Below are 12,560 nucleotides of genomic sequence, written 5' to 3' on the forward strand. Positions count from 1 at the left end.
TCACGAGCTCTCGATCCTTAGGTTTGTGGTCATGTGTACTCCCATCGTCAACGATCACGAGCCGTGATGCATTCCTGACGGGAGAATTCAGACGGGTGGCACACCATCCGTCAACAGGCGGTTCATGCCCGGTAGAGGGCCTCGACCTCGTTCTCGTACGCCTTTTCGATCGCCTTGCGCTTCAGCTTCAGCGACGGGGTCAGCAGCCCGTGTTCCTCGGTGAACGGCTGGGCCAGGATGCGGAAGGTGCGGATCGACTCGGCCTGCGAGACCAGGGTGTTCGCCGCGACCACCGCGCGTCGCACCTCCGTCTCCAGGTCCGCGTCCCGCACCAGCTCCGCCGCGGACAGCTGCGGCTTGTTCCGCATCGTCAGCCAGTGCTCCACGGCCTCCTGGTCGAGGGTGACGAGGGCGGCGATGTAGGGGCGGTCGTTGCCGACGAGGATGCACTGGTTGACCAGCGGATGGTCACGGACGCGTTCCTCCAGCACACCGGGCGAAACGCTCTTGCCGCCCGATGTGACCAGGATCTCCTTCTTGCGGCCGGTGATGGTGAGGTAGCCGTCCTCGTCGAGCGAGCCGAGGTCGCCGGTGGCCAGCCAGCCGTCGTGCAGGGTCTCGTCCGTGGCCTTGGGGTTGTTGAGGTAGCCCTGGAAGACGTTCTGGCCGTGCAGCCAGATCTCGCCGTCGTCCGCGAGGTGCACGGTCATGCCGGGGATGGGCTGGCCGACCGTGCCGAACCGGGTGCGGCCGGGCGGGTTGGCGGTCGCGGCGGCCGTGGACTCGGTCAGCCCGTAGCCCTCGTAGATGTGCACGCCCGCCCCGGCCCAGAACAGACCGAGCCGTCGGTCCATCGCCGAGCCGCCCGACATGGCGTGCCGGATCCGGCCGCCCATCGCGGCCCGGATCTTGGAGTAGACGAGCTTGTCGAACAGCTGGTGCTGCATGCGCAGCCCCGCCGAGGGGCCGGGGCCGATGCCCCAGGCCTTGGCCTCGACGGCGTCCGCGTACTTGATCGCGATGTCCACGGCCTTCTCGAACGGGCCGGAGCGGCCCTCCTTCTCGGCCTTGCGGCGGGACGCGTTGAACACCTTCTCGAAGATGTACGGCACGGCCAGGAAGAACGTCGGCTTGAACGCGGCCAGATCGGGCAGCAGGGCCGCCGCGTTCAGCTGGGGCTGATGGCCGAATTTCACCCTGCCGCGGATCGCCGCGACCTGGACCATTCGCCCGAAGACGTGCGCGAGCGGCAGGAACAGCAGGGTGGCGGCCTCGTCGCCCCGCTTGGAGTGGAACACCGGCTCCCAGCGCTCGATGACGGTGTCCGCCTCGTACGCGAAGTTGCCGTGCGTGATGACACAGCCCTTGGGGCGCCCGGTCGTGCCCGAGGTGTAGATGATCGTGGCGACCGAGTCGGGCGTGACGGCCTGCCGGTGGCGGTGCACCACCTCGTCGTCGAGGTGCGCGCCGGCGTCGTACAGCTCGTGCACGGCACCCGAGTCGAGCTGCCACAGGCGGCGCAGCTGCGGCAGCCGGTCGATGACGGTGGCGATCGTCATCGCGTGGTCCTCGTGCTCCACGATCGCGGCCGACACCTCGGCGTCGTACAGCATCCAGAAACACTGCTCGGCCGAGGACGTCGGGTAGACGGGCACGACCTGGGCGCCGATCGTCCACAGCGCGTAGTCGAAGAGCGTCCACTCGTAGCGCGTACGGGACATGATCGCGACGCGGTCGCCGAACCGGATGCCGCTCGCCAGCAGTCCCTTGGCCAGGGCGAGCACCTCGTCGCGGAACTCGGCGGCGGTGACATCCCGCCAGTACCCCGTGTCGTCCTTGCGGCCCAGGGTGATGTACAGCGGGTCTTCCTGGGCATGCTGGAAGACCACGTCGGCCAGGCCGCCCACCGGAGGTGCCAACGCCAACGGAGGGTTGGTGAACTCGCGCAAACCCCGCTCCCCGCTCCTCAGCGCTTCTGTTGAGTGACGCTCCGCACAGCGCCGTGAAAGCTACCCCACCCGGCCAGGGGTGCGGGAGGGGCGCGAAGCCGAGCGATGCTCTGGTTCGCGCTGGTCAACGCGGGAAAATGCGCTCAGACAGGGAAGGGTCGGACAGATTACTGACGGTTGAGTAAGTTTCGGTGCCGTAATCTCCACCGAATCTGTACGACCCTGCCACGGCCCGGCGCACGCCTCACAGGGCCTTCGGCGCACTGCGGTGCAGCCGGTCCCCGCCCGCCAGGATCGCCGCGGCCAGGGCGTCCGCCGCGCCCTGCGCGGAGGGGCGGCGCCGGCCGTGGACCACCACGAAGTCGACCTGGCCCAGCTCCGGCAGGCCCGCCCGGTCCGGGACCCGGACCAGGCCCGGCGGGATGAGGCCGCGGGAGTGGGCCATCACGCCGAGGCCCGCGCGGGCCGCCGCGACGAGGCCGTTGAGGCTGCCGCTCGTGCACACCACACGCCACTCGCGGCCCTGCCGCTCCAGTGCCTCCAGGGCGAGCGCGCGGGTGATGCCCGGCGGCGGGTAGACGATCAGCGGCACCGGGCGGTCCGGGTCGAGCCGGAGGCGTTCCGCGCCGATCCACACCAGCCTGTCGTGCCGGACCAGCTCGCCGTGCGGGTCCTCGGGGCGCCGCTTGGCCAGGACCAGGTCCAGCTTCCCGGCCGCCAGCTGCTCGTGCAGCGTGCCCGACAGTTCGACCGTGAGCTCCAGGTCGACCTCCGGGTGTTCGTGCCGGAAGCCCTCGAGGATCTCGGGCAGCCGGGTCAGCACGAAGTCCTCGGAGGCGCCGAAGCGCAGCCGGCCGCGCAGCCGGGTGCCCGTGAAGAACGCCGTCGCCTGCTCGTGCACCTCCAGGATCCGGCGCGCGAAACCGAGCATGGCCTCGCCGTCCTCCGTCAGCTCCACCGAGTGCGTGTCCCGGGTGAACAGCGTCCGCCCGGTGGCGTCCTCCAGCCGCCGCACGTGCTGGCTGACCGTCGACTGCCGCAGCCCGAGCCGCCGCGCGGCCTGCGTGAAGCTCAGCGTCTGCGCCACCGACAGGAAGGTGCGCAGATGGGAGGGCTCGTACATGACCCTCAGGCTATCGCTTATCGCGAAACGCGATGGCAGTAAGAGCGGTATACGGGATTCCCGATCGCCGGACCGGGGAGCAGGATGGGAGGGGGCCTCCCCGGCCCTTGTACCGCCTGTACGTACCGAGCAAGTGGAGCACCGTGAAACGCCTGCGCCGGCCGCGCCGGATGCCGATCGACCCGTTCATCCTTCTCCTGCTGGCGACCGTGGGAGTGGCCGCGCTCTTCCCGGCCCGCGGGTCGGTCGCCGATGTGGCGTCCGGGGCCTCCACGGCGGCGATCGCCTTCCTGTTCTTCCTCTACGGAGCCCGGCTCTCCACCCGTGAGGCGCTGGACGGCATGCGGCACTGGCGGCTCCACCTCACGGTCCTGGCCGCCACCTTCGTCGCCTTCCCGCTGCTCGGCCTCGCGGCCCGCGGGCTGGTGCCGGTGATCCTCACGGACCCGCTCTACCAGGGCCTGCTCTTCCTCACGCTCGTCCCCTCGACCGTCCAGTCGTCGATCGCCTTCACCTCGATGGCCCGCGGCAACGTGCCCGCCGCGATCTGCGCGGGCTCCTTCTCCTCCCTCATCGGCATCGTCGCCACCCCGCTGCTCGCGGCCTCGCTGCTCGGCGGCAGCGGCGGCGGGTTCTCCGCGGACTCGCTGCTGAAGATCGTGCTGCAACTGCTCGTGCCGTTCCTCGCCGGACAGCTGCTGCGCCGCTGGATCGGCGGCTTCGTCACCCGCCACAAGAAGGTCCTCGGGCTCGTGGACCGCGGCTCGATCCTGCTCGTCGTCTACACCGCGTTCAGCCAGGGCATGGTGCAGGGCATCTGGCACCAGATCAGCCCCGCCCGGCTGGGTGCGCTGCTCGGCGTCGAGGCCGTGCTCCTCGCCGTGATGCTGCTGCTGACCTGGTACGGCGGCAAGGGGCTCGGCTTCAGCCGGGAGGACCGGATCACCCTGCAGTTCGCCGGCTCGAAGAAGTCCCTGGCCTCCGGACTGCCCATGGCGAGCGTCCTGTTCGGCGCGCACGCCTCGCTGGCCGTGCTGCCGCTGATGCTCTTCCACCAGATGCAGCTGATGGTGTGCGCGGTGATCGCCAAGCGCCGCTCGCACGACCCCAGCGCGGAGGTCACCGCGCCGGAGCCAGCCGCAGAGACACGAACCGCGGTCGGTACAGGGACACGTTCCGGCTGAGCTGGGCCGCCGCGCCGGTCGTCTCCAGCCAGTTGACGTCGTAGCTCAGCACGAGCCGTCCGTCGCCGCTCAGCACCGGATGGGCCTGCGGATTGTAGGCGGCCACCTGGCCCTGCGGCAGCGACGGACTGAACTCCTTCGCCGGCCCGTGCCAGGGCCCGGCCGGGGAGCACGCCCAGTACGAGGCCACGGTGGTCAGGCCCTTCGTGCCGGTGGCCATCGTGAACAGCACGTAGGTGCCGCCGTCCCGGACGACCGAGAACGCGCTGCCGACGCCCTTGCGCTGCCCGTCCCCGAGCACCGGCCGGGGGCGGGCGGCTGCCGTCCACGCCGAGCCGTTCCAGTACCGCCAGGCCGCCGGATCCCCGAGCCTGCCCTCCCGTACGCGGGCCACGTACGCGTGCGAGGCCGGGCGGGAGGCGGCCTGTCCGTCGTCGCCGCCGAAGACGTACGTCCAGCCGTCCTCCTCGACCAGTGTCGTGCCGAACAGCACCCGCCGGGACGGGTCGGGGACCAGCTGCTGGTCGAGCACCTTGACGATCGACTCCAGGCGCAGAGCGGGCAGCGACAGGGTGGCGACCTCGGTCGCGGTGGGCACGCCGTAGATCCACGGGGCCTGCCCCGCCGTGCGCACCCACAGCAGCACCCGGACGACCTGTTCGGAGGAGCCGGGGGAGCGGGGTTCGACGCGGGCGGCGACCGGCCAGCGCCACTGGTTCGGCGCCGGGTCGGCGAACAGCGGGGCGGGCAGGGTCGTTTCGAGCCTGCCGTCACGCATCAGCACGGCCGAGTTGCGCACCAGCGGCTCGGCCGTGTCCCGCCAGGCGTAGGACTCGCCGGCCGGGTTGGGCGGACCGTACACCCGGCCCAGGAAGGTGTCCGAGAACAGCCACAGCACCCGGCCGTCCGGCAGCCGGAGCGAGTGGGTGCCGTCGCCGCCGGTCCAGTCGTCGCTGCGGCTCGCGTCGTCGCCGTAGCGGGCGAACTCGGCGGTGAGGCCGTCGTCCGCCTGCCAGGAGTCCACCGTCCGTGCCCGGCAGACGCCGTCGTCGTCCGGACTCTCGTCCTCCGGCAGGGCGAAGAGCAGGGCGGCACCGAGAACCAGGACCAGCAGCAGGCCGATCCCGGTTCCGGTGCGCTGTCGTGCTCGTGCTGCGTCTGCGTCTTCGGGCACGCTCCGTGACGTTAGTTGCTGCCGCTCACCTGGTCCATGGGCAGCCACAGGACGGTGCCCTCGGCGTCCGCTCCCGCGGCACCGGACGCCAACTCCTCGTCGGACAGCGCCCGGTTCCATACGCGGACGTCGTCGACGGCCCCGCTGAGGAACGCCCTGCTGTCCATCCGCTGGCCGATGTGCACGCCGAACGGGGAGTTGCGGCTGACCGAGCCCGGCACGTCCGTGGTGGTGAGCGGCGCACCGTCGAGGAGGAGCGTCAGCTTCCCGCCGCCCCTGCGCAGCGCCAGATGGTGCCAGCGTCCGTCGTTGTGGGCGCCGTCGGTCCACACCGAGGCCGATCTGACGGTGCTCGCGCCCGACCGGGTGGTGACGAGCCCCCGGACCCGATTGCTCGCCGGTTCCCCGCGCAGCCAGATCTGCGGCTGGGTGCTGCCGATGCCGCCCATCCACAGGAAGGGCTGTTCGCCGGTCGTGGCCGTGTAGCGGAAGAACAGCGATGCGGTGAAGTCGCCTTCGCCGAGCGGGAGCCGGGACCGGTACGGCAGCCGTACGGCGTCGTCGGTGCCGTCGAAGGACAGGGCGCCGCCGCGCACGCCGGTGGTCCGGGCGGCACCGCCGAGCACGGCCGCGGGCGTCATGGCCGAGGCGGCGTCGCGGGTGGTCGGGTCGGGGCCCCGGCGCGGTTTCAGCCAGTCCTCGGTGAAGCGGGCGAAGCGGATCTCGTCGCGGGCGTCGACCGCGCCGCCTTCGTACAGCAGGCCCACCGTCGTGCCGTCGACCGCCGCCATGTCGGAGTAGCCGGACCAGTCGGTGGTGACGACCGTGCCCCGGTCCACGGTGTCCCAGGTGCGCCCGCCGTCCCAGGAGGAGCGGACCATCATCGTCCGACGGCGGTCGGGGTCGGCCGGAGCGGACAGCAGCAGCCGGTCGCCCAGGCGTACGGTCGCGCCCTGGACCTGCGGGGTGTAGAGGTCCGGGAGGTCGCGGAAGGGCGTGGCGAAGCTGTCGCCGCCGTCCCGGCTGAGGGTCTGGGAGCGGTGGCCCGGGTCGGTGCCGTCCTGTTCCCGGCCGCTGACGAGGACGGCGCCGTCGGCGCGTTCTGTGAGCGTCACCTCGGACGGCTTCTGGCGGAACGTGCCGTCCTGGGCTATGGGCCAGGAGTCCGTGGCGCCGACCCGCCAGTGGTCGCCGCCGTCGTCGCTGACGATGAGCGCGGCGTGGTTCGCGGTGACCCGGCCGCCGTCCCAGGTCTCGGTGTTGACGCCGAACACGAGCCGCCCGGCGTGCTTGCCGCGGGTGAGCTGGATGCCGTGCACGGGCCCGGTGGCGTACCAGGAGTTCCAGTGCGCGGGCAGGATCTGGTCGCTCAGGTCGCGCGGCTTCGACCAGGTCCTGCCGTCGTCGTCGCTGTACTGCAGATGCGGGGTGCGGTCGCAGGGGACGGTGCAGTTCCCGGCGTCCGTACGACCGGTGTTGTACGTCTCGGCCAGCAGGATCCGGCCGGTCCTGCGGTCCACGAGGGGCGCCGGGTTGCCGTGTGTGTCGCCGGCGCCCTCGGTGACGACCTGGAGCGGTCCCCAGGTGCGGCCGCCGTCGGTGGAGCGCTTGAGGACGAGGTCGATGTCGGCCGCGTCACCGCAGTTGAGGACGCGGCCCTCGGCGAAGGCGAGCAGCGTGCCGGCCGTGGTCCGCACGATCGCCGGGATGCGGAAGCAGGCGTAGCCGGGATCCTGGGAGGCCTTGAAGAGGACCTGCTGTTCGAACTCCGGTAAGACTGTGGCCGGTCGGGCCTGGGCGGGGAGGGCCGGCGCGAGCAGCGCGGCGGCGGCGAGAACGGCTGTCAGGGTGGATCTCAGACGTGCGCGAAGACTTGACGGCATGGTGCGACCTGCCCTTCATGCGTCTGTCGGCTGGACCACCGAGCCATGGGAACGGACATCCGGGCGGCTGATGCGGACAACCGGACATCCCACGTCCCGTGTGTGGGGCCACAGACGGTACTTGGACTCACAGACCCCCCACAAGAAGCGTGCGTCAGGGGATCAGGACGACCTTTCCGCGGTTGGCCCGTGCCTCGATCTCTCCGTGTGCCTTCGCGGCGTCCGTCAGGGCGAACTCCCCGTGGACGACGGGCTCGATCTCTCCGGCCGCGAACAGCCGCCACAGCTCCTCGCGCCACCGCTCGTACAACTCCGGCTTCCCTCGGGCGATTCGGGCCATCTGGAACCCGATCACCGACTTGGCGCCCACGAGCAGGTCGTACGCCCGGACGGTGCCGCCGCCCGAGCTGTACGCCACCAGCCGTCCCTCCGGGGCGAGTGCGGCGAGGGTCCGGGTGAGCAGCGCGCCGCCGACCGCGTCCAGGGCGTAGTCGACGGGCGCGCCCCAACTGTCGTCGTCGTACGTGACGACGTGGTCGGCGCCCAGGCCCCGGACGAAGCCGGCCTTCGCCGGGTCGGAGACGGCCGCCACGACCCGGCCCGCACCCCGCGTCCTGGCCAGCTGCACGGCCAGATGCCCGACGCCGCTCGCCGCCCCGGTGATCAGGGCCGCTTCGCCGGGCTCGGGCCGTGCCGCCGCCAGGGCGCCGAGGGCGACCAGGCCGCCGCGGACCAGGGCGACCGCGTCGACGGCGCGGGCACCGGCCGGGACCGGGGAGGCCATGGCCTCGTGCAGGAGGGCGAAGTCGGCGTAGCCGTGGCCGAAGCAGAGCCCGGTCACACGGTCGCCGGTGCCGAAGCGGGTGACGCCCTCGCCGACGGCCGTGACCTCCCCGGCGATCTCGCCGCCGAGCGGGACGGGCTCGGCCGCCTCGGTGACCTTGCGTACGACCGGGAGTGTGACGCCGATCGCCTGTGCGCGTACGAGCAGTTCTCCGGGGCCGGGCTCGGGGACCGGAGCCTCCTCCACGAACAGGGGGCCGCCTCGGGATTCGTAGCGGACGCGGCGCATCGCACCTCCGGGGTCGTTGGTCATCCCAACGAAGTCGTTGGGAAGCCCAACGGTATAGGAGGATCATAGGAAGAACCAACGATTTCTTGGTTACGCTGCGGCCATGTCGGAAGCCCCTCTCCCCGCGATCCGCTCCCTGCCCAGCTGGCTGCTCGGCCGCGCCGCCGCCCGCGGCCGGACCCTGGTGGCCGAGGCGCTGGCCGAGGAGGACATGAAGATGTGGCACCACGTGGTGCTGTCCGCCGTCCGTGACCTCGGCCCTGTCGCCCAGGCCGACCTCGGCCGCGGGATCCGGCTCGACCCCAAGGACCTGGTCGGCATCCTCGACGACCTCCAGGCGGCGGACCTGGTGCTGCGCGAGCCGGACCCGAGGGACCGCCGCAAGAACGCGGTGTCCCTCACCGCACGGGGAGCCCGGCTGCTCAAGCGCTGCGAGAAGGCGGCCCGCGCCGCCAACGACGAGCTGCTCGCCCCGCTGTCGGCGTCCGAACGCGAACAGTTCACCGGGATGCTGCGCCGGATATCCGGCACGGACGGCTGAAGCGGCCGGTCCGGGTTCGAGACGGGGCCCCTGCGGCGCAGGGGGCGCTCCCCGCCGGTCGGGGCCCCGCCGCCGTGTCGCGGAGGAACCTGTTCAGCCCTGGGCGGCCGCCGCCCGCAGAGCGATCCGGTCCTCACCCGCGTACACGTTCATGGAACCGCCCCGCAGGAAGCCCACCAGCGTCAGTCCCGTCTCGGCGGCCAGGTCCACGGCCAGCGATGACGGCGCCGACACCGCCGCCAGCACTGGCAGACCGGCCATCACGGCCTTCTGCGCCAGCTCGAAGGAGGCCCGGCCCGAGACGAGCAGGATCGTCCGCGACAGCGGCAGGTCCCCGTTCTGCAGGGCGCGGCCGACCAGCTTGTCGACCGCGTTGTGCCGGCCCACGTCCTCCCGGACGTCCAGCAGTTCCCCGTCCTCGGAGAAGAGGGCCGCCGCGTGCAGGCCCCCGGTCCGGTCGAAGACCCGCTGGGCTGCGCGCAGCCGGTCGGGCAGGCCCGCCAGCAGTTCCGGGGTGACCCGGACCGGGGGAGTGTCGGCGATGGGCCACCGCGCCGTGGTGCGCACCGCGTCCAGTGACGCCTTGCCGCACAGGCCGCAGGAGGAGGTGGTGTAGACGTTCCGCTCCAGCGTGATGTCGGGGATCACCACGCCCGGGGCCGTCTTCACGTCGACGATGTTGTACGTGTTCGAGCCGTCGACCGTCGCCCCGGCGCAGTAGACGATGTTCTGCAGGTCCCGCTGCTCCGCCAGCACCCCCTCGCTCACCAGGAATCCCGCGGCCAGGGCGAAGTCGTCGCCCGGGGTGCGCATGGTGATCGCCAGGGGTTTGCCGTCGAGCCGGATCTCCAGGGGTTCCTCCGCGACGAGCGTGTCCGGGCGGCTGGAGACCGCCCCGTCCCGGATGCGGAGCACCTTGCGTCGTTCCGTGACTCGTCCCATGTCCTGATCAGCCCCGGTTCTGTACGTGCTGGTAGCCGAAGCGGCCCTTGATGCAGAGATTGCCGTGGGTCACCGGGTTGTCGTGCGGCGAGGTGACCTTCACGATCTCATTGTCCTGCACATGGAGCGTCAGGTTGCAGCCCACTCCGCAGTACGCGCACACCGTGGTCGTCTCCGTCTGGCGCGACTCCTCCCACGTACCCGCCGCGCGCATGTCGAACTCGGACTTGAAGGACAGCGCGCCCGTCGGGCACACCTCGATGCAGTTCCCGCAGTACACGCACGCCGAGTCGGTCAGCGGCGCGTCGTGCTCCACGGCGATCCGGGCGTCGAAACCGCGCCCCGCGACGGAGATCGCGAAGGTGTTCTGCCACTGGTCGCCGCAGGCGTCCACGCACTTGTAGCAGAGGATGCACTTGTCGTAGTCGCGCACATAGAGGTCGTTGTCGACCTTCGGTTCCTCGTTCAGCCGGGCCGCGTCCGGGCCGAAGCGGTCGGGCTTCGCCTCGTACTCCTTGAGCCAGGCGGCGACCTTCGGGGTCGTCGACAGGTCCACGGAGGACGCCAGCAGTTCGAGGACGACCTTCCGGCTGTGCCGGGCCCGTTCGGTGTCCGTGCGCACCTCCATGCCGGGCTCCGCCTTGCGGGAGCAGGCCGGGACGAGGGTCCTGGCCCCCTCCACCTCGACGACGCAGACACGGCAGGCGTTCTTGGGCCGGAGCGTGTCGCCCTCGCACAGGGTCGGGACGTCCTTCCCGGCGGCCCGGCAGGCGTCGAGGATCGTCGAGCCCTCGGGCGCCCGCACCGGCTCCCCGTCGAGCGTGAACTCCAGCAGCCGGCGCGGGATCCCCAGCGGTGTGACGGTCATTCGTACGCCCCCAGACGGTCGATGGCGGATTCCACGGCGTTCCACGCGGTCTGCCCGAGACCGCAGATCGAGGCGTCCCGCATCGCGCGGCCCACCTCCCGCAACAGCGCGATGTCCCCTGCGGCGGCGGCGCCGGTGCGCTCCACGATCCGGTGCAGCGCCTCCTCCTGCCGCACGGTCCCGACCCGGCACGGCACGCACTGCCCGCACGACTCGTCCCGGAAGAACTCGGCGATGCGCAGCAGCAGCCTGGGCAGGGGCACGCTGTCGTCGAAGGCCATGACGACCCCCGAGCCGAGCGTCGTGCCCGCCTCCCGCGTCCCCTCGAAGGTGAGCGGGATGTCCAGCTCGTCGGCCCGTACGAAGCCGCCCGCCGCCCCGCCGAGCAGCACCGCCCGCAGCCCTTCCCGCACCTCGGCGAGCGTGAGCAGATCGCCCAGCGTCGCGCCGAACGGCAGCTCGTAGACACCGGGCCGCTCCACGCTCCCCGAGACGCAGTACAGCTTCGGCCCGGTGGACCGGTCCGTGCCGATCGCCGCGTAGGCCGGGGCGCCCATGGTGAGGATCGGCAGGACGTTGACCAGCGTCTCGACGTTGTTCTCCACCGTCGGCTTGCCGAACAGGCCCTTCTCCACCGGGAACGGCGGCTTCGAGCGGGGCTCGCCCCGGTAGCCCTCGATGGAGTTGAACAGGGCCGTCTCCTCACCGCAGATGTAGGCGCCCGCACCGCGCCGGATCTCGATGTCGAAGGCGTACCCCTGGCCGAGGACGTCGTCGCCGAGCAGTCCACGCGCGCGTGCCTGCGCGATCGCGTGCTCCAGCCGGCGCAGGGAACGCGGGTACTCGCCGCGCAGGTACAGGTAGCCCCGGTGGGCGCCGGTCGCGTACGCGGCGATCGTCATCGCCTCGACCAGCGCGTACGGGTCGCCCTCCATCAGCACACGGTCCTTGAAGGTGCCCGGCTCCGACTCGTCGGCGTTGCAGACGAGGTAGTGCGGACGGTCCGGCTGGGACGCCGTGGCCTGCCACTTGCGGCCGGTCGGGAAGGCGGCACCGCCGCGCCCGACCAGGCCCGAGTCGGTGACCTCGCGGATGACCCCGGCCGGGCCCAGTTCGAAGGCCCGACGCAGGGCCGTGTAGCCGCCGTGGGCCCGGTAGTCGTCGAGGGACGCCGGGTCGACCACGCCGACGCGCTGGAGCAGCATCAGGCCGTCCTGCCCCGCCTGGGGCACCGCCAGCGCGGCGGGCGGCTCCTCCGGCGCCGAGTCGGGAGCGCTCGCGGCGAGGACGGCCCGCTCGACGGTCGCCGGCGCCGACACCGCCGTACGCACGGGATCCCCGGCCCTGATCGCGAGCGCGGCCGGGGCCCGTTCGCACAGCCCCAGACACGGGCCGCGCTCCACCGCGACTCCGCTGCCGAGGCCGAGCCGGGCCTCGATCCCGGCGCACAGCTCGGACGCCCCGGCCGCCGCGCACGCCAGGTCCGTGCACACCTGGAGCACGGTCGCCGGACGGGGCTTGACCGAGAACATGGCGTAGAAGGTGGCGACCCCGTACGCCTCCGCCGGAGGCACCGTCAGCCGCCGGCAGAGGTAGTCGAGGGCGCCGTCGCTGATCCAGCCGATCCGGTCGTTGATCCCGTGCAGCCCCGGCAACAGCAGGTCGCGGCGGTCCCGTGCCTCGCGCCCGCCCCGGGCCCACCGCAGATCGGCATCGGAGCGGTCGGCGCCCTCCCAGGAGGACTCGGGCGGACCGAGCAGGGCGTCGACGGCCGCCCGTTCCTCGTCCGTCGGCTTGCTGTCACCGAAGTGCAGGTCCACAGTG

At 71.9% G+C, this 12,560-nt stretch carries 10 protein-coding genes; 2 read left to right on the top strand and 8 right to left on the bottom strand.

What is annotated here, in order from left to right; genetic code table 11:
* Positions 1-122: 122 nt before the first annotated feature.
* Together ACFT4A_RS04865 and ACFT4A_RS04870 are read right to left on the bottom strand one after the other, a co-directional pair.
* Complete coding sequence (locus ACFT4A_RS04865) at positions 123-1,949, bottom strand: AMP-dependent synthetase/ligase (RefSeq protein ID WP_382826013.1); 1,827 nt, start codon at positions 1,947-1,949, stop codon at positions 123-125.
* A gap of 244 nt (positions 1,950-2,193) precedes the next feature.
* The gene (locus tag ACFT4A_RS04870; protein WP_382826015.1) at positions 2,194-3,072 is read right to left on the bottom strand and encodes a LysR substrate-binding domain-containing protein; all 879 of its coding nucleotides are present in this window, start codon (positions 3,070-3,072) and stop codon (positions 2,194-2,196) included.
* Positions 3,073-3,242: 170 nt separating this feature from the next.
* Between ACFT4A_RS04870 and ACFT4A_RS04875 the strand changes: the two genes are divergently transcribed.
* On the top strand, positions 3,243-4,256 hold the full coding sequence (locus ACFT4A_RS04875; protein ID WP_382826607.1) for a bile acid:sodium symporter family protein: 1,014 nt from the start codon (positions 3,243-3,245) through the stop codon (positions 4,254-4,256).
* On the opposite strand, the gene ACFT4A_RS04880 is transcribed toward ACFT4A_RS04875, so the two are convergent.
* The 3 genes from ACFT4A_RS04880 to ACFT4A_RS04890 form a co-directional block, all read right to left on the bottom strand.
* Positions 4,192-5,430 carry a DUF4185 domain-containing protein gene (locus tag ACFT4A_RS04880; RefSeq protein WP_382826016.1) on the bottom strand — a complete coding sequence of 413 codons (1,239 nt, stop codon included), beginning with the start codon at positions 5,428-5,430 and terminating at the stop codon, positions 4,192-4,194. The genes ACFT4A_RS04875 and ACFT4A_RS04880 overlap by 65 nt on opposite strands.
* Positions 5,431-5,441: 11 nt before the next feature.
* Entirely contained in the window at positions 5,442-7,313 is a 1,872-nt protein-coding gene (locus tag ACFT4A_RS04885; protein WP_382826018.1) for an exo-alpha-sialidase, read from the bottom strand.
* Between the two features lie 154 nt (positions 7,314-7,467).
* On the bottom strand, positions 7,468-8,385 hold the full coding sequence (locus ACFT4A_RS04890; RefSeq protein WP_382826608.1) for a zinc-binding alcohol dehydrogenase family protein: 918 nt from the start codon (positions 8,383-8,385) through the stop codon (positions 7,468-7,470).
* Between the two features lie 103 nt (positions 8,386-8,488).
* On the opposite strand from ACFT4A_RS04890, the gene ACFT4A_RS04895 reads away from it, so the two are divergent.
* Positions 8,489-8,926 carry a MarR family winged helix-turn-helix transcriptional regulator gene (locus ACFT4A_RS04895; RefSeq protein ID WP_382826020.1) on the top strand — a complete coding sequence of 146 codons (438 nt, stop codon included), beginning with the start codon at positions 8,489-8,491 and terminating at the stop codon, positions 8,924-8,926.
* A gap of 93 nt (positions 8,927-9,019) precedes the next feature.
* Here the strand turns inward: ACFT4A_RS04895 and fdhD are convergent, their stop codons facing one another.
* Genes fdhD through ACFT4A_RS04910 form a run of 3 tightly spaced genes read right to left on the bottom strand, consistent with a single transcriptional unit; the run spans position 9,020 to position 12,556 of the window.
* The gene (gene fdhD / locus ACFT4A_RS04900; RefSeq protein ID WP_382826022.1) at positions 9,020-9,868 is read right to left on the bottom strand and encodes a formate dehydrogenase accessory sulfurtransferase FdhD; all 849 of its coding nucleotides are present in this window, start codon (positions 9,866-9,868) and stop codon (positions 9,020-9,022) included.
* Positions 9,869-9,875: 7 nt separating this feature from the next.
* Positions 9,876-10,736: a 2Fe-2S iron-sulfur cluster-binding protein gene (locus tag ACFT4A_RS04905; protein ID WP_382826024.1), complete on the bottom strand. Its 861-nt coding sequence runs from the start codon at positions 10,734-10,736 to the stop codon at positions 9,876-9,878.
* Positions 10,733-12,556: an NAD(P)H-dependent oxidoreductase subunit E gene (locus tag ACFT4A_RS04910; RefSeq protein WP_382826026.1), complete on the bottom strand. Its 1,824-nt coding sequence runs from the start codon at positions 12,554-12,556 to the stop codon at positions 10,733-10,735. Before ACFT4A_RS04910 ends, ACFT4A_RS04905 begins: the two co-directional genes overlap by 4 nt.
* Positions 12,557-12,560 lie beyond the last annotated feature (4 nt).

The organism is Streptomyces sp. NPDC057099 (assembly GCF_042671245.1).
GTDB classification, from domain to species: Bacteria; Actinomycetota; Actinomycetes; order Streptomycetales; family Streptomycetaceae; genus Streptomyces; species Streptomyces purpurascens.